Below are 24,171 nucleotides of genomic sequence, written 5' to 3'. Positions count from 1 at the left end.
TTGCACATTCCCCCTTGTGCGCACGGCCGCTCGGGGCGCCGCACGGGGCGCCCCGAGCCTGGTTTCACCATGTTTCAGGCATGCTGAGAGCCCCCCGCGTCTCGCATGCCTCATCAGGAGCGTGGACCCTCGGTCCGGGCGAAGGAAGGAACTTCGTGCCGGATGCGGACGTCATCGCGTCCGCCGGCGGCGAAGGTCATCCATGCGGCCCGTCCATCGGTCCCAACCCCCGCTACCCGTCGGCTCAGCCTCAGTCCCGCGCACCGTGGCGCGTGCTGTGGCAGCCACGATAGATGTCAGACTTACGCGACGGACGAGTAACCTGACATCTGGCCGAAATTGGGCAGTTTCGAGGGCTGGAGTTCAACGCCACCCCGATGGCACACGAGGAACGTCGCAGGTGGGCCGGGGCGCCGAGCGGATCACCGACGCCACCGGCACATACGGACCTCGCTCCCCGGACCGGCCCACGACCCCGGTGAAGCCGGCGCCTGCCGCGCGCCCGCCCGCCGGGTGGCGGGCGGGCGGCAGGCGGGCGCGGGTGCGCTGCCTGCGGTCAGCAGGTGGCGTTGGTCTGGGTGAGCAGTCCCATCCGCCAGGGAAGTTGGGAGTAGTCGCCGCCGGCGCCCGGGTCGATGCCCTGATAGAGGAACTGAAGCCGGCACGGATCGATGGTCATGGTCTGGTCGCTCCCGGCCCTCAGCAGTTCGCCGTGGCTGAAGTCCTGCGTCCAGTTGGGGGTGCCGGCCGGGAAGGTCACGTTGTTGGCGCGGGCGAACGGGTTGGACTCCGTGCCGTGCAGCGGGGCCCACGGCCCGCTGAGGGTGCTGGAGGTGAACGACCGGTACCAGCGGCGGCCGTTCGAGCCGATGGCCTCCTGGAGCAGCAGATAGGTGCTGTCACCGCTGACCTGGTAGACCGCGGTGCCCTCGAAGAGGTTGAAGCGGTTGGAGTCCTGGAGGGCGATGACCGTGTTGCCGAAGCCGTTGGGGAAGTTCGCCACCGACGTCTGGGCGCGGTAGATGTGGCCGTTGTCGTCGTTGGAGAACAGGTGGCAGTTGGCGGTGTCGCAGACGACCCAGTAGTCCAGCCAGGCCCCGTTGCCGATGTTCTCCCGGACGATGTCGGGCACGCTGTTCATGAAGTTGCGCGGGGCCGACCACGACCTGGGGTTGCTGGGGTCGCTGCTGGTCGAGTAGGACGGCAGCCCCGTCTGGTAGACGAGGTACCACAGGTTCTGGGGCGCGAAGTAGAACACCTGTGGCGCGGCCCGGTATCCGGTGCCGACTCCGGAGGCGGTGTCGAGGTAGGTGTGTTGCGCGTCGGCCATCTGTGGCCAGTCGGGGGCGGCGAAGTGCACCAGGCTCCAGCCGCCGCTGCGGTTGGCAGTGGTGGCGTAGACCTGCCACTGGTTGTTGTGCCGGACCACCGAGTAGTCCTTGATGGAGACGATGTCGTGCGTCGCGTCCGGCTTCGGGGCGGCCAGGATGCCGCTGGAGCTCCATTGCAGGGACGAGGGCAGGGCCGCACCGGGCTGCGCACCGCCCCCTGCGACGCGCACCAGCTGCCACTGCTGGTTGGCGCCGTTCCAGTCGGTGTACTGGACGATGTTGGCGCCGTCGTTGGTCGCGGCGCCCTGCACCTCGACGGCCTTGCCGCTGTTGCGGTTGATCAGCCGCACATACCCGCTGCCCGAATCGGCCGCCCGGAACTGCTGGTTGGCGGTGTTGTTGTCGGCCCACTGGACGATGCTTCCGCCGTCGGCCGTCGAGTAGTTGTAGACGTCCAGCACCTTGCCCGAGTGCCGCGACCGCAGTCGGTAGTAGCCGCCACCGGAGTCCACGAACTGCCACTGCTGCTGGGCCTGGTCGTTCCGCGCCCACTGGGTGATCCGCGCCCCGTCGTTGGTCGCCAGGTTGTACACGTCCAGTGCCTTGCCGCTGTTGCGGTTCACCAGCACGTACCAGGCGCTGGTGTCGATGCCGCCGGAGGGCGGCGGGTTGCCGCCCTCGTTGAGCGCGTCGAGCACCGCGGTGTAGGCGGGCTTCTTGTTCCCCGCGCTGTCGAAGAGCAGCGGGTTCTGTCCGGTGCGCCAGGAGTCGCTGTCCCGGATGCCCCACACCGTGATGCCGGTGCAGCGCGCGACCGCCAGGCAGGCGCGGGTGACGGTGCCGTAGACGCTCGCCTGGTTGGAGCCCGAGATGTCGAGCTCGGTGATCTGCACGTCGACGCCCAGGTCGGCGAACCGCTGGAGATTCGCCTGGTAGTCGCCGGGCACGGAGTTGGTCAGGTGGGACTGGAAGCCGACGCAGTCGATCGGCACGCCGCGGGCCTTGAAGTCCCGGACCATGTTGTAGATGCCGGTGCTCTTGGCGTTGATGCCGTCGGTGTTGTAGTCGTTGTAGCAGAGCCTGGCGCCGGGGTCGGCGGCCCGGGCGGTACGGAACGCGACCTCGATCCAGTCGTTGCCGGTGCGCTGGAGGTTGGAGTCCCGCCGGGCCCCGCTCGTACCGTCGGCGAACGCCTCGTTGACCACGTCCCAGGAGTGGATCTGGCCCCGGTAGTGGGTGGCGACCTGCGTGATGTGGTTGGTCATGGCGGAGCGGAGCGTGCTGCCCTCCAGGCCCTGCGCCCAGCCGGGTTGCTGCGAGTGCCAGACGAGGGCGTGGCCGCGGACCGACATCCCCTGCTGGCGTGCGTGGTTGAGTATCCGGTCGCCATTGGTGAAGGTGAACTGGCCACGGGAGGGCTCGGTGGCGTCCCACTTCATCTCGTTCTCGGCGGTGACGCTGTTGAACTCACGGTTGAGGACCGTCGTGTAGACGCTGTCGCCGAGCTTGTTGGCCGCCACGGCGGCGCCGAAGTAGCGGCCCCGCTCGGCGGCGGAGGTGCCCAGCGTGGTGCCCGCCTCGGCCGTACCGGCCAACGCGACGATCGTGCCCATGGCCACGAGCAGGGTGACGAGCGGCACCACCAGCGCTCTGAGCCATCGGAACGGCGCGGGCCGTAAGCCCGCCCGAATCGGCTGATCCATCAGTCGTCCCTTCTGCCGGGGGCGGCGCGGCAGCCGATGGGAGCGCTCCCAAATGTGAGCGGCCCCGCCCCCGTACGAAATCGATCAGGGGTAACCCCGTAACCGGCGACGGCACACACAGGCCACGGAGCGGGAAACACGCCCGAGCCGGCGGCTGCCCGCCGACCGCGCCCAGGCGGTTCGATACTGCGGACAGCGGCCGGAACATCAGACAACCATGGATGATAGGCGGGGTCGGCACGCCGTCAAGGCTTCCGACAGGATTCGGGATTCAGCCCCGAAATGTTGCGGTGCTCTCCCGGACAACGAGTTCGGTGGCCAGTTCCACACGGTTCTGCGGCAGGGCCCGCTCCTGGGCGAGCGCGATCACCATGCCCGCGGCGGTGGCGGCCATCTCGGCGAGTGGCTGGCGCACGGTGGTGAGGGAAGGGGTGAGCCACTGACTGGGGAAGAGGTCGTCGAATCCGACGACGCTGAGGTCTTCCGGGATGCGCAGTCCCGCTTCGGCCGCCGCGCGGTAGACGCCGAGCGCCTGGCCGTCGTTGCTCGCGAAGACGGCAGTGGGGGGCTGGGGCAGGCGCAGCAGGTCGCGGGTGTGCTTGATCCCGTCCACGATCTGGAAGTCGCCGACGCGCACGAGCGCCGGGTCGAGGGGGACGCCGGCCATGTCCAGGGCGGCCCGGTGGCCGTCCAGCCGGGCCCGGGCGCCCAGGTGGTGCTCGGGTCCGGTGATGACGGCGATGCGCCGGTGTCCGAGCTCCAGCAGGTGCCGGGTGGCGGAGAGGCCGCCGCTCCAGTTGCTCGCGCCCACCGAGGGGACCTCGTGCCCCGGGTCTCCGGTCGGGTCGACCAGCGCGAACGGTATGCCACGGGTGCGCAGCCGCTCGGCCTGCGACCCGGTGGGGCCGGAGAACACCGAGATCACTCCGGTGGGGCGGCGGGCGAGCACCGCGTCCTCCCAGCCTTTGCCCGGGGTGTGACACCCCTGGAGTTCGGACATGACCACCGCCAGCCCGTGTCCCGCGGCGACGCGTTGGACGCCTTGGTAGATCTCGGTCGGGTAGGGGCCGCGCACTTCGTGGAAGACCAGTTCGAGCAGCGCGGCGGGTCCCGCCGCCTTCTGCCGCCGGTAGCCGTGTCTGCGGATGATGTCCTCGATCAGCGTGCGGGTCGCCCGGGCCACGTCGGCCCGGCCGTTGACGACCTTGGAGACCGTGGCGGTGGACACGCCCGCCCGCGTGGCGATCTGCGCGATGGTCAGCGGACCGTCCGGAGGATCGTCGGCTGAGGACATGTCGGCAAGTCTAACGACCTGTGTCCGGTCGTCCGGAGCGGGAGCGGACGGTTGGCCGTCGCACGCCTTGACGGTGGGAGCGGCCGTTCCTACAGTCCCCCCGTCGTAACAATCGGTCAGATTTCTCGAATGATTTCGAAGAAACGAGGGGTCATATGTCCATGTCTCGTCGTGACATCAGCCGAAGGGGCATCCTGGCCACCGCCGGTGGCCTGGTCGCGGGGGCCGCGGCGGCGCCGGCTCTCGCGGCGCCGGCACCTGCCGCGTTACCCAAAGCCGCGGCGACGTTCACCAACCCGGTGATCTGGCAGGACTTCGCCGACATCGATGTCATCCGGGTCGCCGACACGTACTACTGCTCGGCCTCGACGATGCACTACTCCCCCGGGGCGCCGATCCTGCGCTCCTACGACCTGGTGAACTGGGAGTTCGCGGGCCATTCCGTGCCACGCCTGGACTTCGGCGCCAAGTACGACCTGAGCGGCGGACGCGGCTACGTGCGCGGCATCTGGGCCTCGTCGCTCGCTCATCGGCCGAGCAACCACACGTTCTACTGGGTGGGGCAGATCGACTTCGCCCGCACGTACCTGTACACCGCGACCTCCGTCGAGGGCCCCTGGAGCCGGCTCGCCGAACTGCCGCAGGTCTACTACGACGCCGGGCTGCTGGTCGACACCGACGACACGCTGTACGTCGCCTACGGCAACACCCAGATCAGCGTCGCCCAACTCGCCCCGGACGGCCGCAGCCAGGTCCGCGCCCAGCAGGTGTTCTCCACCCCGAGCAGCATCGGCACCCTGGAGGGCGCCCGGTTCTACAAGATCAACGGGGCCTACTACATCTTCCTCACCCGCCCCGCCAACGGCCAGTACATCCTCAAGTCCACCAGCGGCCCCTTCGGCCCCTACACCCTGCGCCAACTCCTCCTCGACCTGCCCGGTCCGATCCCCGGCGGCGGCGTCCCCCACCAGGGCGGACTCGTCCAGACCCAGAGCGGCGAGTGGTACTACCTCGCCTTCGTCGACGCCTACCCCGGCGGACGCGTCCCGGCCCTCGCTCCCGTCAGCTGGACGGTGGACGGCTGGCCCCAACTCCACCTGGTGGGCGGCGCCTGGGGAGCGTCGTACCCCTCCCCCAGCCTCCCGGCCCCACCCCGCCAGGTCGAACCCCTCACCGGCGTCGACACCTTCGCCGGCCGCACCCTGAAACCGGCGTGGGAGTGGAACCACAACCCGGACACCAGCCGCTACACCGTCAACAACGGCCTGACCCTGCACACGGCCAGCGTCACCGGCGACCTCTACTCGGCCAGAAACACCCTCACCCACCGCGTCCAGGGCCCCGTCTCCACCGCCACCATCACCCTCGACCACAGCCGGATGCGCGACGGCGACCGCGCCGGCCTCGCCATGCTCCGCGACAGCTCCGCCTGGATCGGCCTTAAGCGCGACAACGGCAGCACCCGGCTCGCCATGGTCGACGGACTCACCATGGACGCCAACTGGAACACCACCGGCACCGGCACCGAGCGCGCCACCGCCGCCATCACCGGCCCCCGCGTCCTGCTGCGCGCCACCGCCGACATCCGCCCCGGCGCCGGCCGCCAGGCCCGCTTCTCCTACAGCACCGACGGCGTCACCTACCTGCCGCTCGGCCCCGCCTTCACCCTCAACAACGCCTGGCAGTTCTTCATGGGCTACCGGTACGCCATCTTCAACCACGCCACCCAGGCGCTCGGCGGCGCGGTCCTGGTCGAACGGTTCGAGCACACGGCTCCGTGACCGTGCCGCTCCGGCGGGCGACCGGCTGCCGGCACCCGGGGCGGCGCACAACACGCCCAAAATCGCCTTGACCGTGACGTCGTTGCCACACTCCGTGACCACGGTTACGGTCGTCCCTCCGGTGTCCGCGACCACAGGTGAGAGGGGCGACGCGCGTGGGACGGATCGTGGTCCGGGGTGGGCTGGTGGTCACCGCCGCCGACGAGGTCGAGGCCGATGTTCTCGTCGAGGGCGAGCAGGTCGTGGCCCTCGCCGCCCGGGGCAGCGCCGCCGGCGAGGGGTGGGACGAGGGCGCCGAGCGGGTCATCGACGCGAGCGGGAAGTACGTCATCCCGGGCGGCGTGGACGTCCACACCCACATGGAGCTGCCGTTCGGGGGTACGGCCGCCTCCGACACGTTCGCCTCCGGGACGGTGGCCGCCGTCTGGGGCGGGACCACCACCATCGTCGACTTCGCCGTCCAGGGGCGCGGGCAGGCGCTGCGCGAGGGGCTGGACGCCTGGTTCGCGAAGGCCGAGGGGCAGTGCGCCGTCGACTACGGCTTTCACATGATTCTCTCGGACGTCACGGACGCGTCGCTGGGCGAGATGGATCGTCTCGTCGACGAGGGCGTGAGCTCGTTCAAGCTCTTCATGGCGTATCCGGGTGTCTTCTACAGCGACGACGGCCAGATCCTGCGGGCCATGCAGCGGGCGGCCGGCAACGGCGCGCTGATCATGACACACGCGGAGAACGGCATCGCCATCGACGTCCTGGTCGCCCAGGCCCTCGCCGCCGGCCGGACCGGCCCCCGGCACCACGGCGAGGTGCGCGAGGCGCTGCTGGAGGCCGAGGCCACCCATCGCGCCATCGCGCTCGCCCGGGTGGCCGGCGCCCCGCTGTACGTCGTGCATGTCTCCGCCGCTGAGGCCGTCGCCGAGCTGGCGCGGGCCCGGGATCTGGGGCTGCCGGTGTTCGGCGAGACCTGCCCGCAGTATCTGTTCCTGAGCACCGATCAGCTCGCCGAGCCCGGTTTCGAGGGCGCCAAGTACGTGTGCAGCACCCCGCTGCGGCCCCGCGAGCACCAGGCGGCGCTGTGGCGGGCGCTGCGCACCGGCGCTCTCCAGGTGGTCTCCACCGATCACTGCCCGTTCTGCTTCGCCGGCCAGAAGGAGCTGGGCCGGGGCGACTTCTCCAGGATCCCCAACGGGCTGCCCGGCGTGGAGCACCGGATGGATCTGCTCCACCAGGCGGTGCTCGACGGCCACCTCAGCCGGCGCCGCTGGATCGATCTCACCTGCGCCGCCCCGGCCCGGATGTTCGGGCTGTACGGCCGCAAGGGCACCATCGCCCCCGGCTGCGACGCCGATCTGGTCATCTACGACCCGGACGCCCCCCACACGCTGTCGGCCGCCACCCATCACATGAATGTCGACTACTCGGCGTACGAGGGCCGCCGGATCACCGGCCGGGCCGACACCGTACTCTCGCGCGGCACCGTCGTCCTGGACCGGCGCCGCTTCACCGGCCGGGCGGGGCACGGCCGTTACGTACCGCGCGGCCTCGGCCAGTACACGGAGCACTGAATGGACTTCGGACTCGTCCTCCAGACCGACCCGCCCGCCGCCGAGACCATCACCTTGATGCGGCGCGCCGAGCAGCACGGCTTCCGCTACGGCTGGACCTTCGACTCGGCGGTGCTGTGGCAGGAACCCTTCGTCATCCACAGCCGGATTCTGGCCGAGACCGAGCGTCTGATCGTCGGCCCGATGGTCACCAACCCGGCCACCCGCGCCTGGGAGGTCACCGCCTCCACCTTCGCCACGCTGAACGAGATGTACGGCCCCCGTACCGTCTGCGGCATCGGGCGCGGCGACTCGGCGCTGCGGGTGGCCGGCCGGCCCCCCACCACGCTGGCCCGGGTCGGCGAGGCGATGGCGGCGATCCGCGAACTCGCCGAGGGGCGCGAGGCGGTGGTGGACGGTACGCCGCTGCGGCTGCCGTGGGTGCGGGGCGGGCCCGCCGCGCGGCTGCCGGTGTGGATGGCGGCGTACGGGCCCAAGGCCCTGAAGCTGGCGGGCGAACAGGCCGACGGGTTCATCCTCCAGCTGGCGGATCCGTTTCTCACCGAGTGGATGGTGAAGGCGGTGCGGTCGGCGGCGACAGCGGCCGGGCGTGATCCGGGCGCGGTGACCATCTGTGTGGCGGCGCCCGCCTATGTCACCGACGGCACCTCACGCGGCGCGCTGGACCACGCCCGCGAGCAGTGCCGCTGGTTCGGCGGCATGGTCGGCAACCATGTGGCCGATCTGGTGGCCAGGTACGGGGAGCGCTCCGGCATGGTGCCGGCCGAGTTGACCGCGTACATCGGGGAACGGCGGGGCTACGACTACGCGCACCACGGCCGGTCGGGGAATCCGCACACGGCGTTCGTACCCGATGAGATCGTGGACCGCTTCTGTCTGATCGGGCCGCCACGGGCACAGTTGGCGAAGCTGCGGCGGCTGCGCGAGCTGGGCGTGGACCAGTTCGCCGTGTACGCGATGCACGACGCCCGCAAGGAGCTCATCGACGCCTACGGGCAGCACATCATCCCCGCCCTGGGCTGAGCCGGCGGCCGGGGCGCCCGCGACCCCTGGGCGTACGCTTCGCCGCATGGTCACCACACGCCCCACCCTGCAAGGCACCTTCGGCATGGTCTCCAGCACCCACTGGCTGGCCTCCTCCTCCGCGATGGCGGTGCTCGAAGACGGCGGGAACGCCTTCGACGCCGCCGTGGCGGCCGGCTTCGTCCTGCATGTCGTCGAGCCGCATCTCAACGGCCCGGCCGGGGACGTCCCCATCATCCTGGCGCCGGCCGGCGGCCGGATACAGGTGCTGTGCGGGCAGGGCCCGGCCCCCGCCGGGGCCACCATCGGCCACTACCGGGACGCGCTCGGCCTGGACCTGGTGCCCGGTACCGGCCCGCTGGCCGCCGTCGTCCCCGGCGCGGTCGACGCCTGGCTGACGCTGCTGCGCGACCACGGCACCAAGAGCCTGGCGCAGGTGCTGAGGTACGCGATCGGGTACGCGGAGGACGGCCACCCGGCGGTGGAGCGGATCGGGCTCACCGTGGAGTCGGTGCGGGAGCTGTTCGAGGAGGAGTGGACGTCCTCGGCGGGGGTGTATCTGCCCGGCGGCGTGGCCCCGGCGGCGGGCGGGATGCTGCGCAATCCGCAGCTGGCCGCGACCTGGCGCCGGCTGCTGAAGGAGTCGGCGGGCCCGGGACGTAACCGGGAGGCGGAGATCGAGGCGGCCCGCCGGATCTGGCGGGAGGGCTTCATCGGCGAGGCGATCGCGGTGCACGCCGCCCGGCCGGCGATGGACTCCTCCGGGGAGCGGCACGCGGGCGTGCTGAGCGGTGATGATCTGACCGGCTGGTCGGCCGGGTACGAGGAGCCGGTGAGCTACGACTGGCAGGGCTGGACGGTGTGCAAGGCCGGCCCGTGGAGCCAGGGCCCGGCGCTGCTCCAGCAGTTGGCGCTGCTGGATCCGGGGCTCGACGCGGCGGCGTACGGCACCCCGGAGTATGTGCACACGCTGATCGAGGGCGGCAAGCTCGCGATGGCCGACCGGGAGGCGTGGTACGGGGACAGTGGCGACGTACCGCTGGAGGAGCTGCTGTCGGCGCCGTACAACGCGCGGCGCCGGGAGCTGATCGGCGAGGGCGCCTCGTACGAGCTGCGGCCCGGCTCGCCCGGTGGCCGTACGCCGCGGCTCGCCGCGCTGGCGCTGGCGGGCGCGGAGCGCTCGGGCGGCGCGCCGGTGGCCGGGTCGGGCGAGCCGACCGTGGACCGCAGCGGGGAGACGCGGGGCGACACCTGCCATGTCGATGTCGTGGACCGCTGGGGCAACATGGTCAGCGCGACGCCCAGCGGCGGCTGGCTCCAGTCCAGCCCGGTGATCGAGGGTCTCGGCTTCCCGCTGGGCACCCGGCTCCAGATGACCTGGCTGGAGGAGGGGCTGCCCACCTCGCTGACGCCGGGCCGCCGGCCCCGCACCACGCTCAGCCCGTCGCTTGCGCTGCGCGACGGGGAGCCGGTGCTGGCGTTCGGCACCCCGGGCGGGGACCAGCAGGACCAGTGGCAGCTGCACTTCTTCCTGGCCGCCGTGCTGCGGCCGGCGGTGCGCGGCGGGCTGGATCTGCAAGGCGCGATCGACGCGCCCAACTGGCACCAGGACAGCTTCCCCAGCTCCTTCTATCCGCGCGGGACGCGTCCGGGCAGCGTCACCGTCGAGTCGCGAATCGGGAAGGAAACGATCGCCGAACTGCGGCGGCGCGGGCACCAGGTGACGGTCGACGGGCCGTGGACGGCGGGGCGGCTGTGCGCGGTGGGCCGCGACCCGGAGCGCGGGGTGCTGCTGGCGGCGGCGAATCCGCGCGGGGCGCAGGGGTACGCCGTGGGCCGGTGAGCGCGGGGCGGTAGCGGCGGGTGATTGCGGAAGAACCTTCGGAAAAGCGCTCGTAGCACGCCGGTAACACGATGCGTAACACCGTTGGATTCAGTAGCGGCTATGGCAGATGTGCCCAGGGCCCAGCGGGAAGCGGCGGCCGAACTGGCTGCCTTCACTGGCGAGCTGCGGAGGATCACCGCCACGCTCGACCCGGCGGCCGGATGGTACGCGGCCTTCTCCAGACGCGGCCCGGAGGAACTGGCCGGCTGGCTGGCGGGCCGGGAACTGCCGCCGTGGGACGTGGTCGCCGATCTGCTCCAGGATCTGGCGGTACGCAGCGGGACCGGCGCCGCCGAGAGCACCGGCGCCCGGCTGCGCGGGCGGTACGAGGGCGCGGCGCGCGCCCTGGACGCGCTGCCGGGCGGGCGGGCCGCGCTGGAGCACGCTCTGGCGGCGGCCCAGGCGGCCAGGCGGGCTGCCGCCAGCCGCTCCACGCAGCTGTCCGACGCGCTGCATCTGGCCCGTCGGGTGGGTCAGGGCGGTGAGGAGCAGCGGCTGGCGGCGCAGCGGCTGTGGGCCAGGGACGACGAGGAGCGGGCGCGGGCGCGCGGGGCCGAACTGCGGGCCCGGCTCGCGGCGCTGCCCCAGGAGCCGGCGGCGCGGGCGCCCGTCGCGCCGCCGGAGCCGGTGGTGAGGGCGAGGAAGCCCAAGCCGCGCGGGGCACGCTTCGCCGGGATCGAGGCGGAGGACGAGGTGGTGGTGGTCCCCGCGCAGCCGGCCGCGGGCGACGTGGTGGAGCCGCCGGCGGCGCCGCCGGGTGGCTCGCGGTTCGCGGGGGCGCTGCGCGAGTCCCGGCAGGAGCGGCGGCAGCGGCTGACCGAGGAGGACCGGCGGGCGGCGCTGGCGATGGCCGGGGAACTGGCCGGGCTGCGCGCCGCCGGTGCCAGCGGCCGGGCGCACATCGTGCTGAGCGAGGCGGTGAGCGGTCCGGCGGCCCGGCTGCCGGTGCTGCTCACCGAGTTGGAACGCACCGGTCTGATCTCGGACGTGGCCACCTTGCTGTGGGAGGCGGCGTCGCTGCCGCCCGGTCCGCTGGCGGCGGTGGCGGAGGCGCTGGCCGGTGCGGGCCGGGAGCGCGACTGCGTGGCGCTGCTGCGCCAGGCTGCCGCCCGGCCGGCGGCGGAGGCCGGGGTGATCGCGGCCGAGTTGTGGCACGCGGGGCGGTCCGAGGAGGCGGTCACGCTGCTGGCGGCGCTGGTGGGGGCGCGGCCGGCGGAGGAGGCGGCGGGCGCGGCCGTGCCGGCCCCCGAGGTGGTGGCCCCGCTGCTGCTGACGGCGGCTCACGGGCTGTCTCCCCGGCACCACTACGCGATCACCAGCGAACTGCGCCGGGCAGGGCTGGCCTGACCCCGGCCCGGCACACGACCCGCCGGTAGGCTGTCCGTCATGGCTGCGTGGGGGGTGGCGGCGGGCAAGTGGCTCGGGCCGTTGGTGTCGGTGGCGCTGCTGGTGCCGCTGGGGGTGGTGCTGTGGCGGGCCGAACCGAGCGTGCGCTGCTGGGACGTGCCCCTGGAGATCGCCGCGCTCGCCGATGATCCGGCGGCGGCCACCGCGTACCTCGATCCCGGGCTGGACGTCGACGCCGGCACCGACAGCGCGGGCGGCGGTGGCGTGGCCGATCTGCTGGCGCCGCGGCACTGGGTCACCTGCGACGGGCCGTCCGGGCCCGACCTGCTGGGGGCCATCCTGGTGGCCGCCACCACCGGGCAGACCCTCGCCGAACAGAACGGTCCCGCCGTTCCGCACACCCTGGCCATGGCGTCGATCGTCCACGACACGGTGGCGGTCCTCGGGATGGCGGCGAGCAGCCGGACGGTGCTGCCTGCCGGTCCCCGGGATGCCCTGCCGCCGGTGGTGCCGCCCGGCCTGGAGCCGTATGTCGCCACGATGCTGGCCGCCTATGTGCCGGACCTGGTCACTCCCGTTCCGAGCGACGCGCTGGTACGGGCCCTGGCCGACCGGGCGACGGACGAGGCGCGGGTGCTGTTCTCCTCCGCCGGCGAGTGGGCGGAGGAGACCGACCCGGTGACCGGCGACACCCTCCACGCGTGGACGGACCCGCTGTACACCGTCATCGCCCGGATCGTCTCCCATCCGCAGGCGTACGCCATCCTGCACGACGCCTACCGCGCGCACGGTGCCCACTATCTGGACCAGCTGTCGGTGGACGCGGAGGGGGTACTGACCGCCGGCGTCGGGACGACCCCGCGGCTCCATACGTACGGTCCCCTCCGTGAGCTGACGCGGGGCGTCGCCGATCTGACCCACCTGCGGGCCCGGTACGCGGAGGACGGCACCATCACCGACCTCGCGGCCTTCGACGACGCCGTACGCAAGCACAGCCGGGGCACGTTCCTCGCCGTCGCCGACCCACCGCAGCCGCCGGTGCTCACCGGTGATCTGGCGCGCCGGGCCCCCGCCCCCGGGCCCACGGCCGACGACGCCTTCCTGGCCGCCCGGGGACACCTGATCATGATGTTGGAGCGCTGGGCCGAGCAGCGCGGACTTCCCGAGGCGGAGTGGGTGCCGCTGCGCGCGGTGCTGGGCACCGCCTACGCGCAGGCGCTCCACGGCGCGTCCTGGCGCCATTCCTGACTATTCCTGACCGGCGGCCGGCAGCCGTGGCGGCGCGCAGCCGCGGCGGTCGGCCTGATCGACGGCGAAGGCCGTCACGATCGCGGTGAGTGACTCCTTGGTGAACTGGCTCTGCTCGTAGAGGTCGACCTCGGCCCGGAACAGGGCGAACGCACCGTCACAAGTGGTGTGGGCCACTGCGACGGACTCGCCCGCGACGGGCCTCCACTGCTCCGACAGCAGCGGCTCCGCCCACCCCTCCGAGGGGCTCTCCACATGCTTGTACGCGCTCCACGGACCGTAGGCGGCGCTGACCAGCAGCGTGTTCCTGCCGTGGTCGAAGGGCAGGGCGCACACCCCGAACGGTCCGCCGTCCGGAACCACCTCATGCATCCGCCAGCCACCGGGCGGGCCCTCGTCGGGCAGCTCCGGGATGATCGCCGCGCACGGGGCGGCGTCGCTCACCACCGCCACGGGCAGCCCGTCCTGATGGCGCCGGACCGGGTCCTGGGGCAGTGGCAGCGGCGGTTCGCCGCAGCCGAACCCGCCGGCGGTGGCGTTGGCCGCGCCCACGGCGGCCCGCAGCAGCGCCGCTTCTTCCTCCCCCTGCCGTGCGCCGTGCGCCCACAGTTGCACCAGCAGCTGTCCGTCCGGCGTGGCGGCACAGGGCAGCAGCAGCACGATCCGGATCCGCTCGGGCGGTTCCTCGACCAGGAATCCGGGCAGTCCGTCGGGCAGCGGCCCGCCCCGGTTCGACGGGTCCCACCAGGTCGCCGCAAGCAGCTCGGCGTCGATCTCCTCCGCCGCGCCGGTGGCGGACAGGGTCAGCCAGTCCGGCGCCCGGGGGGCGCTGCCGCGCAGCAGCGTACAGCTGAGCCGGTCCAGCCGCGGATGGTGGACGAACCGCTGTCCGTCCACCTCGTCCCAGCCCGGCACGGCGGCCAGTTCCGTGGCGCGCAGGATTCCGCCGCACGGCTGGAGCCGCACCAGCGCCTTGTCGGTGATCTGCTGGCCGGTCCCCGTCTGGAGGGCGGTCAGCAGCAGCACCAGCACCCCGAGCGCGATCCAGCGTTCCCACGCCCAGCGGCGTAACTCCCGTACCACTCCCATGGCCAGTTCCCCTCCCCCGGCGCGGCGTCGCGCCGGCTGCCAGTGTGCCCTCCGCCACGGCCGGCTCACCGTCCGGGGTGACCCGCGACGTGCTTCGATGGGGGGCATGATCGATGAACAGCTGGCCGTGAAGGTGGAAGAGGCCGTACGCTCCGTCGCCGCCGAGGAGATCATGCCGCGCTGGCGGCGGCTCGCCGAGGACGAGGTGGCGGTCAAGTCGGGTCCGCACGATCTGGTGACGGTCGCGGACCGACTGGCCGAGGAGCGGCTGACGGAGATACTGACGGGGCTGCTGCCCGGCTCCGTGGTGGTGGGCGAGGAGGCGGTGGCGGCGGACCCGTCGACGTACGGGGCGCTGGCGGGTGACGCGCCGGTGTGGATCGTGGATCCGGTGGACGGCACCCGCCAGTTCGTGGAGGGCGACAAGGGCTTCTGCACCCTGGTGGGGCTGGCCCACCGGGGGGTGTTGCACGGCTCCTGGACGCATGCGCCGGCGCTCGGGCTCACCGCGCGGGCCCGGCGCGGGGCGGGGGCGTTCCTCGACGGTGAGCGGCTGGTCGCCGGCTCACCGCAGCCGGGCCGGCCGCTGCGGGTGGCGCACGCGCACCCGCACTACACGACGGACGAGGAGAAGCGGGTGCTGGCCCGGCTGTGGGCGGACGGGGTGGCGCCGCGCCAGTGCGGTTCGGCGGGGCTGGAGTATCTGCGGATCGCGCGCGGGGAGCTGGACGCGGTGGCGTTCAACTGGGAGTCGGCCTGGGACCACGCGGCGGGGCTGCTGCTGGTGCTGGAGGCGGGCGGGGTGCACGAGACGGTGGCGGGGGTGCCGTTCGCGATCGCCGGCGGCAACGCGCTGCCCTTCACGGCGGCTCGGGACGCGGCGACGGCGCGGCGTATTCTCTCCTTGCTGTCCGGAGCGTGAATCCACACCGGTGAGGGGAGCCGTAACGTGCCGACCATGCGGGACGCGGTGGTGGTGGGGGCCGGCCCGAATGGGCTGACCGCCGCCGTGGAGCTGGCCCGGCGGGGCATGTCCGTCGAGGTGTTCGAGGCCAAGGAGACGGTGGGCGGGGGGTCCCGCACCGAGGAACTCACGCTGCCGGGGTTCCGGCACGATCCGTGTTCGGCGGTGCATCCGATGGGCGCCGGATCACCGGCGTTCAAGGCGATGCCGCTGGAACGCTACGGCTTGGAGTGGCTGCATCCGGAGCTGGCGCTGGCGCATCCGTTCCCGGACGGCAGCGCGGCGGTCCTCGCCCGTGAGGTGGGGGTGACGGCGGCCTCGCTGGGGCCGCGCGACGCGGAGGCGTACCGGCGGCTGATGGCCCCGTATCTGGGCCGCTGGGACGCGCTGGCCGGAGACTTTCTGAAGGTGCCGTGGGACGGGCTGCCCGCCGCGCCGCTCACCCTGGCGCGGTTCGGGCTGACGGGGCTTCAGCCGGCGGCGTGGGTGGCGCGGGCCCGGTTCCGGGACGAGAAGGCGCGGGCGCTGTTCCACGGGCTGGCCGCGCATGTGATCTCGCCGGCGGGCACCACGCCGGCCACCTCGGCGATCGCGATGGTGTTCGCGCTGGCGGCGCACGAGGGCGGCTGGCCGATCGCGCGCGGCGGCTCGCAGTCGATCGCGGACGCGCTGACCGGCTATCTGCGGGCGCTGGGCGGCACCGTGCACACGGGGGTGGAGGTGCGGCGGCTGGATGAGCTGCCGCCGGCCCGGGCGTATGTCTTCGACACCTCCCCCACGGCGATGGCGCGGATCGCGGGCCTGGGGCGGGCGTACCCGCGGTTCCGGTACGGGGCGGCCTCGTTCAAGATCGATTACGCGATGGACGGTCCGGTGCCGTGGACGGCGCCACAGGCGCACCGCGCGGGCACGGTCCATCTCGGGGCGAGCAGCGCGGAGATCGAGACGGCGCTGCGCGATGCCACGGTGCGGGGGCGGGGGCCGGAGGTGCCGTTCATGATCACCTCGCAGCCGACGCTGCTGGATCCGTCCCGGGCGCCGGCCGGCAAGCATGTCTTCTGGGCGTACGGGCATGTGCCCAACGGCTGGGACGGCGATCTGACGGAGGCTCTGGAGACGCAGATCGAGCGGTTCGCGCCGGGGTTCAGGGACCGGGTGCTGGCGCGGGCGGTGGCCGGGCCGGCGGAGCTGGCGCGGCGCAATGTCAACTATGTGGGCGGGGACACCGCCTGTGGGGCGTTCAGCGGGTTGCAGACGATGTTCCGGCCGCGGCCGGCGTGGTCCCCGTACACCACGGCGCATCCGGCGGTCTTCCTGTGCTCGCAGGCGGCGTGGCCGGGGCCGGGGGTGCACGGGATGTCGGGGCACAACGCGGCGAAGGTGGTGTGGCGGCGGCTGCGGCGGCAGCGGCTGTGACGCCGGGCGCCTCACGGGTCGGGGGGCGACGGCGGGTGGTCGGTGGCGGTCCCGGTGCCGCTGCCGCTGCCGCTGCCGCTGTCGTCCTGCCGGTCGCGTACGTTGTCGGCCGTGCGGCGCAGCCGCCAGTGCCGGGGGCCACGGGTGCGCTCCTCGACGGCCTCGCCCACCATGGCCCGTACCGCCTCCCTGATGCCGTGCAGCGGCAGGTGCCGGGGGGCTCCGGCGCCGGGGTCGGAGCGCAGTTCGATCACCAGGGCGCAGCACATCGCGAGCATCACCACCACGAAGGGCAGCGCCACCAGGATGGTGCCGGATTTGAGTGAGTCGAGGCCGCCCGCGACCAGCAGTACGGCGGCCACCGCGCCCATCAGGATGCCCCAGGCGACGACCAGCCATTTGCGCGGGTGCAGGGCGCCACGGCTGGTGAGCGAGCCCATCACCAGGGAGGCGGAGTCGGCGCTGGTGATGAAGTAGAGCATCACCAGGATCATCGCGACGAACGCGGTGACGGTACCCAGCGGCAGCGCGTCCAGCAGGGCGAACAGGGCGGCCTCCTCACCCCCGCTGTTGACCTCGCCGGTCAGGTCGGCGCCGCCGGTGGAGTCGATGCGCAGGGCGCTGCCGCCCAGGATGGAGAACCAGATGATCGAGGCGCCGGAGGGGATGAGCAGCACTCCGATGAGGAATTCGCGGATGGTGCGGCCCCGGGAGATGCGGGCGATGAAGGTGCCCACGAACGGCGCCCAGGACATCCACCAGGCCCAGTAGAAGATGGTCCAGGCGCCCAGCCAGTCCTCGTTGCCGAAGGCGCCGGTGCGGGAGGAGAGCACCATCAGGTCTTCGAGGTAGACGCCGAGGCCTGCCGGGATGGCGCCCAGGATGTACACGGTGGGGCCGACCACGAAGATGAACAGGGCGAGGCTGATGGCCAGCACGATGTTGATGTTGCTGAGCCATTTGACGCCCTTGTGCAGCCCGCTGAAGGCGGAGACGACGAAGGCGCTGCCGAGCGCGCCGATGATGATCATCCGCAGGGTGAGGCTGTCCTCGACGTGGGTGGTGATGTTGAGGCCCCTGGAGACCTGGAGGGCGCCCAGGCCCAGGCTGGTGGCGGTGCCGAAGACGGTGGCGAAGACGGCGAGCAGGTCGATGAGCCGGCCGGCCGCCCCGGCGCTGTGCCGGGCGCCGATGAGGGGGACGAAGACGGCGCTGATCCGGTTGCCGCGGGCCTTGCGGAAGGTGGCGTAGGCGAGGCCGAGGCCGGCGATGCCGTAGATGGCCCAGGGGTGCAGCGTCCAGTGGAAGAAGGAGTATTCGAGGGCGGCGCGGGCGGCTTCGTTGCTGCGCGGTGCGATGTCGCCGAAGGGCGGCGGGGAGGCGAAGTGGAGCAGGGGTTCGCCGACGCCGAAGAACATGAGCCCGATGCCCATGCCGGCGGCGAACATCATGGCGATCCAGGACAGCGAGGAGAACTCCGGCTCGTCGTCGTCGCGGCCGAGCCGGATCCGGCCGAACCGGCTGAAGGCGATGACGAAGCAGGTCACCAGGAAGACGTTGGCGGCGATGATGAACAGCCAGGAGAAGTTGGAGAGCACCCAGTCCAGGGAACTCTCGGTGACCGAGGCGAAGTTGTCCTTGCCGAACGCCGCCCACCCGACCACCCCCAGGACGGCGGCCATGCCGAGGACGATGACCGTGACGTCGGGTGGCGGGTCGGGCCGGTGCGGCGCCCCGGTCCCGGCGTCGGGGGGCTGGGGCGGGACGGTCACATCCGTGGTCATAGTGCACCACTATGGGACGAATGCCGGGGTTGCGGGCGCCCGGCACGCCGCGATGTGATCGGCGCGGCGGTGGACAGGCATGGCCCTCGGCGGTGCGCGGCGGATAGGGTCACCCGGGCATGACTGCCTGGACACTTGCAACGAAGCGACCACAACAGGGGCAGCACATGGGTCAGACGGCGCGCGTACTCATCGCCGCGGACAAGTTCAAGGGGTCACTGACCGCGGCCGAGGTCGCCGCACATGTGACGGCCGGCCTGCACCGGGCACGGCCCGGCGTGCCGGTGGAGGCCCTGCCGGTGGCCGACGGGGGCGACGGTACGGTCGCGGCGGCCGTGGAGGCGGGGTTCACGCTCCACGAGATGGAGGTGACCGGGCCGCTGGGCACCCCGGTCACGGCGGGGTTCGCGGTACGGGGGCGGACCGCGATCGTGGAGATGGCGGAGGCGTCGGGGCTGCGGCATCTGCCGCCGGGGGTGTTCGCGCCGCTGGCCGCCACCACGTACGGCACCGGCGAGCTGCTGAGCGCGGCGCTGGACGCGGGCGCGCGCACCATCGTGCTGGGGGTGGGCGGCTCGGCCACCACCGACGGCGGCGCCGGGATGCTGGTGGCGCTGGGGGCGCGGCTGCTGGACGGCGACGGCGACCCGCTGCCGTACGGGGGCGGCCCGCTGCGTGACCTGGCGAGCGCCGATCTGACCGGCCTCGACCCGCGGTTGAAGGACACCGAGATCATCCTGGCCAGCGATGTGGACAACCCGCTGACCGGCCCGCACGGCGCGGCGGCGGTCTACGGGCCGCAGAAGGGCGCCGACGCGCAGACCGTGGCGACGCTGGACGCGGCGCTGGCGCACTTCGCCGAGGTGCTGGGCCGCCCCGACCTCGCCGCCGCCCCGGGCGCGGGCGCGGCGGGCGGCATCGGCTACGGTGCGCTGATCGGCCTGAACGCCGTCTTCCGGCCCGGTATCGAGGTGCTGCTCGACGTCCTGGGCTTCGCCGCGGCGCTGGAGCGGGCCACGCTGGTGATCACCGGCGAGGGCTCGCTGGACGAGCAGACCCTGCACGGCAAGGCCCCGGCCGGGGTGGCGGCGGCCTCCCGCGCGGCGGGCCGCACGGTCCTCGCGGTGTGCGGCCGGCTGGCCATCGACACGGCCACCTTGCGAGCGGCGGGCATCGAGCAGGCGTACCCCCTGTCCGCCCTGGAACCCGACCCCGCCGTCTCCATGCGCGAGGCGGGCCCCCTGCTGGAACGCGCGGCGGAACAACTGGCCCAGGACCACCTGTAGGCAGTCTCGTTCGGATCTTCGCGGGGCCGCGCCGCGGTGCCGAAATGCCCACGGGAAACCACTCTGAGGGCGCTCCGGCGCCTTGCGACGCACCGCATCCGACGACACGGCCTGATCCACGAGAATCCGAACGAGACTGCCTAGTAGTCCCGCTCGCCCCGCGCCAGCAGCCCCATCCCGGCCCCGAACACCAGCAGCGCGGCCGTCCAGGAGAGCCCGTCCCCGGGCGGCAGCGCGACGACGGTCCAGGGGTAGGGAGCGCCGGAGGGGGCGTACCCGAAGATGGTCACCGCGATGAGCCACACCACGGGTGCGGCGCCCGCACCGCGATCGTCCGAGAGGCCGCGCACCAGCAGCATCAGGCCGCACAGGAAGAGCAGGTTACGCCCGGTGGAGGCGGCGGCGGGGAAATCCAGCAGTTCGGCCACCGCGACGCCGAACGGCACGGCGAGCGCACCGGTGGCGGCGATCAGCGCCACGTCGTACCGCCACACCGGCCGCACCCCGGCCCGCTCCTGCTCGGGCAGTCCGCTGCTCAGGCAGTGCAGCAGCGTCAGGCAGATCACCAGCGGAAGGAACAGCGCCAGCGGGGTGGCGGGTGGCAAGGCGGAGGACAGCGAGGGCAGCCGAACACCGTCGTCGCCGACGACGGCGAGGCCGAGGACGTAGGCGAGTCCGGCCGCTGCGAGCAGCCACAGCTGCCGGGCCCGGGTCCAGAGCGTCACAGGTACGTCTCCTCGGGGAGACAGGTGCGCAGTTGGTCCTGAATACCCTGGAACCACTGCTGTTGCCCGGCTGGTGGCAGCTGCCGGATCTCCTCGGCGGCTGCCAGGTCCTCCTCGTCGTGCCGGTCGGCCACCTCGGGCCGTCCGGCCGTGAGCCACAGCCATGCCTCCGCGCTCCCCCAGAGCCGCAGGTCGGTGGTCCTGCCGAAGGAGCAGCCCGGGTCCGGTGGCAGCACGCTGTAGGCGATGGAGCGGCGGTGCTGTGCGTCGGTCAGTCCGGGATGGGTGTGGAGCAGCCAGGTGTTCTCGGGCAGCTCCGCGTGCCGTGACTGCATGATGATCCGCTCGGGTGGAGCGAAGCCCACCTCGGCGAGCAGCGGCAGCACTTCGTCGGCGGCGCGCCGGGCGCCGGGCAGCGCCGCCCGGAACTCGGGCGGCACACAGATGTCGGGGGCCCCGCCGGTGCACACCGGGGTGAACGCGCGCGGTACGGTCTTCGGCTGGTACTCCCAGTCCGCGACGATGGCGTGGGCGCCCAGGGCGCCCGCCGTGACGCAGCCGGCCGCGACCAGGGCCCGCGGCACCGCATAGCGCAGTACGGGGGCCACCGCCGCCATGGCTCCGGCGATCAGTCCCAGAGCGAGCAGTGAGGGGGCGGTCCAGTAGCCGGCGGCGAGGGAGTCCGTCGCCCCGGGAGCATCGATCGGCTGGCCGTTGAGGTAGCGCAGCCACGGCGGTTCCATCGCCGCGGGGAAGCCCATCCAGAGGTAGACCGCCAGCAGCATCACCGGGGCGGCGATGATCCCCGGCAGCAGGCAGCCGAGCAGAAAGCCGACCGCGCTGTGGGAGAGGAGGACAACGGCGCCGCCCAGCAACAGCGGCACACTGTCGAGATCGGGCACGGCGCGCAGTCGCAACCCGGCCGAGGCGAGCGCCGCGAGCATCCCGGCGGCGCCCAGCACGGCCACGGGGATCAGGGCGTGGGCGGCGATCCGGTAGCGACCGCGCAGATTGGCCAGCCGCCAGACGCCGGCCCGCGTCAGCCGGGCCGCTTCCCAGGCCGCACAGGCGGCACAAGCAGCCGCCGGGGCGAAGATCGCTTCCAGACCGTTGACGGTCGCCGAGGCACCGTAGCCCTCGATGCCGAACCTGGCCCGGTCGGCGGCGATGTACCACGACACCAGCAGGGTCGGCAGCAGGGCCCAGGCGGCGCTGGATATCCGCAGGGAGGTCAGGAGGCGCATGCCACCTCCGGTCCGGTGAGCGCGTGGAAGGCGTTCTCCGCGCGGCGGGCCGGGGGGGGAGCCCTCGGGGGCATGGGCGAGGAAGTCCGAGACCGGCCCGGAGAACCTCACGCGACCGTCGTCCACGACCACCACCTGATCGAAATCGCTCTCGACGTCCGCCACATCGTGGGTGGAGACGATCACCTGTACGTCGGCCGGCAGGTGGTGCAGCACATCCTGGAAGACCCGGCGCTGGCGGGGGTCCAGGCCCGCGGTGGGTTCGTCCAGCAGCAGGACGTCCGCGTCGTGGACGAGGGCCTGGGCAATGGCGACGCGGCGGAGTTGGCCGCCGGAGAGCTGGGACGCCTTGCGGTCCGCGAACGGCTCCATCTCCACCTGGGCCAGGGCCCGTGGGGTCTGCCGCCAGGCGTCGTGCCGGCTCATGCCCTTCAACCAGCCGGCGTAGGCGACCTGTTCGCGGACGGTCAGGCCGGCCACCGGCCGTACCTGCTGCGGCAGCCAGGCCACCCGGCGCCGGTACGCGCGCAGGTCGGCGCGGCGGCCGGTACGCAGTTCGCCGAGGCCCACCTGTCCGGAGGACGGCATCCGTACCGAGGCGGCGAGGGAGAGGACGGTGCTCTTGCCTGCGCCGTTGACGCCCAGGAAGACGGTACGCCCGGCGGGGAAGGTGAAGGTGAAGTCGCGCAGGACGGGCCGGTTCCGACGGTAGCCAAAGGTGCACTGGTGAAAGGTGATGGGCATGATCACCCGACCCTACACAGCATGTGCGCAGTTGAGCTGACCGAGCGTCAGGGCTCCGTGGTGGAGACCACGTAGACGCGGGGGTTCTCATCCTTGGTGATGTCCACCGTGATGGTCACCTCGGGGGCCGAGGCAGAGCCGGGGATGACGGTGCTCGCGTATCGGCGGCCCGGGTCGTCGAAGGACCAGCCGACCATGTCCGCCTGGCCGGGGGCGATGGCGATGGTGTCCTCCCGCAGCGCCGCGCGTTCGGTGCCGGACTCCTCCAGGAAGACCGCCAGCTGGCCGGGGGTCGTGCGGAACTGCACATACATCGTGCTGCGCTGCCAGGCGTTGGTCTCGTAGTAGCCGACGTAGGTGGAGCCGTCCGGGATGGGGATGTCGTAGATCCGGCGCTGCACCTTGCTCGGCCACTCGTAGATCAGCGCCCGCGCCGACGCCGAACGGGCCTTGTCCTCGCCGCTCTCCCGGCTCTGCCACGCCGACAGCGCCAGATAGCCGGCCGGGATCGCGATCAGCAGCACCACCACGATCGCCGCCAGCCAGCGGTGCTGGGGGCGGCGCGGGGGGCGTTCGGTGTCGATCGCGGTGCTCATGAGTTCATCGACCACGATCGCGGCAGGCTCAGGTCGAAGCCTCCCCGGTGAATGCGCTCCGCCCGGCGGCGGTTGGCGCGGCGGAAGCGGCGGGCCACCAGGCGGGCCAGGTCGGCGGCGCCCACCATGCCGGCGTCCGTGCCGAGCTGGGCCCGTACGATGCGGGCCTCCGGGCGGTAGCCGCGGCCGGTGAGCTGGCGGCGGAACGCCTCGCGGGCCGGGCCGATCAGCAGATCGTCGGCCTCGCTCACCCCGCCCCCGATGACGAAGCAGGACGGGTCGAGGGCGGCGGCCAGGTTGGCGATGCCCACCCCCAGCCAGTGGCCGATGTCCTGGAGCAGCTCCACGCACATCGCGTCGCCGTCCCGGGCCAGTTCGGTGATCATCGGCCCGGTGATCTCGTTGATCTGGCCGCTGACCCGCTCCAGCGTGTGATGCGCCACCGGCGAGTCGGCGGCGGCCAGTTCGCGGGCCTCGCGCACCAGGGCGTTGCCCGAGCTGTACTGCTCCCAGCAGCCGCGGTTGCCGCACGGGCAGCGGTGGCCGCCCGGCACCACCTGCATGTGGCCGAACTCCCCCGCCACCCCGTACTGGCCGCGCTTGACCCGGCCACCCTCCAGTATGGCGCCGCCGATACCGGTACCCAGGGTGATCATCACCAGATGGTCCTGGCCGCGCCCGGCGCCGAACCGCCACTCCGCCCAGGCGGCGGTGTTGGCGTCGTTGTCGACCATCACCGGCACCGCGAGCCGCGCGGTCAGCGCGTCGCGCAGCGGCTCGTTGCGCCAGGCCAGATGCGGGGCGAACAGCACCTTCGAGCGGTCCGCGTCCACCCAGCCGGCCGCGCCGATGCCCACCGCGTGCACATCGTGCCGGTCGGACAGGTCGAGCACCAGCTCGGCGATGGTGTCCTCGACCACCTTGGGGCTCTTGGACTTGTCCGGGGTCTCGGTCCGCACCTTCTCCAGGATGGTGCCGTCGGCGTCCACGACCCCGGCCATCACCTTGGTGCCGCCGATGTCGATGCCGACGGTGGGCACCCTGGGCGCGGACAGATGCGAGCGGCGCTCACGGGTGGCGATGGTGCGCAGCACCGTCGCCCTCGCCGATGACCGGTGGACTCGCTCACGGTAGGTACTCATCGGC

The 24,171-nt window shown here is 72.7% G+C and carries 17 protein-coding genes; 9 read left to right on the top strand and 8 right to left on the bottom strand.

Annotated features, from left to right (window positions below; all coding sequences use genetic code 11):
- Positions 1-556 precede the first annotated feature (556 nt).
- Complete coding sequence (locus AC5WRL_RS12595) at positions 557-3,034, bottom strand: non-reducing end alpha-L-arabinofuranosidase family hydrolase (RefSeq protein ID WP_496088537.1); 2,478 nt, start codon at positions 3,032-3,034, stop codon at positions 557-559.
- A 271-nt stretch (positions 3,035-3,305) separates the two neighbouring features.
- Positions 3,306-4,328 carry a LacI family DNA-binding transcriptional regulator gene (locus AC5WRL_RS12590; protein ID WP_496088536.1) on the bottom strand — a complete coding sequence of 341 codons (1,023 nt, stop codon included), beginning with the start codon at positions 4,326-4,328 and terminating at the stop codon, positions 3,306-3,308.
- 155 nt (positions 4,329-4,483) lie between these two features.
- Between AC5WRL_RS12590 and AC5WRL_RS12585 the strand changes: the two genes are divergently transcribed.
- From AC5WRL_RS12585 to AC5WRL_RS12560, 6 genes are all read left to right on the top strand, one after another.
- Positions 4,484-6,109, top strand: coding sequence for a glycoside hydrolase family 43 protein (locus tag AC5WRL_RS12585; protein ID WP_496088535.1), 1,626 nt, complete (start codon positions 4,484-4,486; stop codon positions 6,107-6,109).
- Positions 6,110-6,264: 155 nt separating this feature from the next.
- Positions 6,265-7,674, top strand: coding sequence for a dihydropyrimidinase (hydA, locus tag AC5WRL_RS12580; protein ID WP_496088534.1), 1,410 nt, complete (start codon positions 6,265-6,267; stop codon positions 7,672-7,674).
- A complete protein-coding gene (locus tag AC5WRL_RS12575) occupies positions 7,675-8,697 on the top strand; it encodes a TIGR03842 family LLM class F420-dependent oxidoreductase (protein ID WP_496088533.1) in 1,023 nt (340 codons plus the stop codon). It begins immediately after the preceding gene.
- 46 nt (positions 8,698-8,743) lie between these two features.
- Positions 8,744-10,540 (top strand): gamma-glutamyltransferase family protein, encoded by a 1,797-nt coding sequence (locus tag AC5WRL_RS12570; RefSeq protein WP_496088532.1) that lies wholly within the window; start codon positions 8,744-8,746, stop codon positions 10,538-10,540.
- A 102-nt stretch (positions 10,541-10,642) separates the two neighbouring features.
- Entirely contained in the window at positions 10,643-11,929 is a 1,287-nt protein-coding gene (locus AC5WRL_RS12565) for a hypothetical protein (RefSeq protein ID WP_496088531.1), read from the top strand.
- A gap of 39 nt (positions 11,930-11,968) precedes the next feature.
- Complete coding sequence (locus AC5WRL_RS12560; protein ID WP_496088530.1) at positions 11,969-13,177, top strand: hypothetical protein; 1,209 nt, start codon at positions 11,969-11,971, stop codon at positions 13,175-13,177.
- On the opposite strand, the gene AC5WRL_RS12555 is transcribed toward AC5WRL_RS12560, so the two are convergent.
- Positions 13,178-14,266: a hypothetical protein gene (locus AC5WRL_RS12555; RefSeq protein WP_496088529.1), complete on the bottom strand. Its 1,089-nt coding sequence runs from the start codon at positions 14,264-14,266 to the stop codon at positions 13,178-13,180. It abuts the gene before it with no gap.
- 106 nt (positions 14,267-14,372) lie between these two features.
- Here AC5WRL_RS12555 and AC5WRL_RS12550 point away from each other — a divergent pair, with 106 nt between their 5' ends.
- Positions 14,373-15,188 (top strand): inositol monophosphatase family protein, encoded by an 816-nt coding sequence (locus AC5WRL_RS12550; protein ID WP_496088528.1) that lies wholly within the window; start codon positions 14,373-14,375, stop codon positions 15,186-15,188.
- Positions 15,189-15,215: 27 nt separating this feature from the next.
- Complete coding sequence (locus tag AC5WRL_RS12545; RefSeq protein ID WP_496088527.1) at positions 15,216-16,646, top strand: phytoene desaturase family protein; 1,431 nt, start codon at positions 15,216-15,218, stop codon at positions 16,644-16,646.
- A gap of 11 nt (positions 16,647-16,657) precedes the next feature.
- On the opposite strand, the gene AC5WRL_RS12540 is transcribed toward AC5WRL_RS12545, so the two are convergent.
- Positions 16,658-18,430 carry a BCCT family transporter gene (locus AC5WRL_RS12540; RefSeq protein ID WP_496088526.1) on the bottom strand — a complete coding sequence of 591 codons (1,773 nt, stop codon included), beginning with the start codon at positions 18,428-18,430 and terminating at the stop codon, positions 16,658-16,660.
- Between the two features lie 167 nt (positions 18,431-18,597).
- Between AC5WRL_RS12540 and AC5WRL_RS12535 the strand changes: the two genes are divergently transcribed.
- A complete protein-coding gene (locus tag AC5WRL_RS12535; protein WP_496088525.1) occupies positions 18,598-19,716 on the top strand; it encodes a glycerate kinase in 1,119 nt (372 codons plus the stop codon).
- Between the two features lie 140 nt (positions 19,717-19,856).
- On the opposite strand, the gene AC5WRL_RS12530 is transcribed toward AC5WRL_RS12535, so the two are convergent.
- The 4 genes from AC5WRL_RS12530 to AC5WRL_RS12515 are packed head-to-tail and all read right to left on the bottom strand — an operon-like array spanning position 19,857 to position 24,167.
- On the bottom strand, positions 19,857-20,441 hold the full coding sequence (locus AC5WRL_RS12530; protein WP_496088524.1) for a hypothetical protein: 585 nt from the start codon (positions 20,439-20,441) through the stop codon (positions 19,857-19,859).
- Entirely contained in the window at positions 20,438-22,429 is a 1,992-nt protein-coding gene (locus AC5WRL_RS12525; RefSeq protein ID WP_496088523.1) for a DUF7224 domain-containing protein, read from the bottom strand. The genes AC5WRL_RS12530 and AC5WRL_RS12525 overlap by 4 nt, the downstream gene beginning before the upstream one ends.
- 47 nt (positions 22,430-22,476) lie before the next feature.
- Positions 22,477-23,025 (bottom strand): hypothetical protein, encoded by a 549-nt coding sequence (locus tag AC5WRL_RS12520; protein ID WP_496088522.1) that lies wholly within the window; start codon positions 23,023-23,025, stop codon positions 22,477-22,479.
- Entirely contained in the window at positions 23,022-24,167 is a 1,146-nt protein-coding gene (locus AC5WRL_RS12515; RefSeq protein WP_496088521.1) for an ROK family glucokinase, read from the bottom strand. The genes AC5WRL_RS12520 and AC5WRL_RS12515 overlap by 4 nt, the downstream gene beginning before the upstream one ends.
- Positions 24,168-24,171 lie beyond the last annotated feature (4 nt).

The organism is Streptomyces sp. NTD107 (assembly GCF_059510435.1).
Note: the sequence above shows the minus strand (reverse complement) of the source record. Positions and strands in the feature narration are given on the sequence as shown.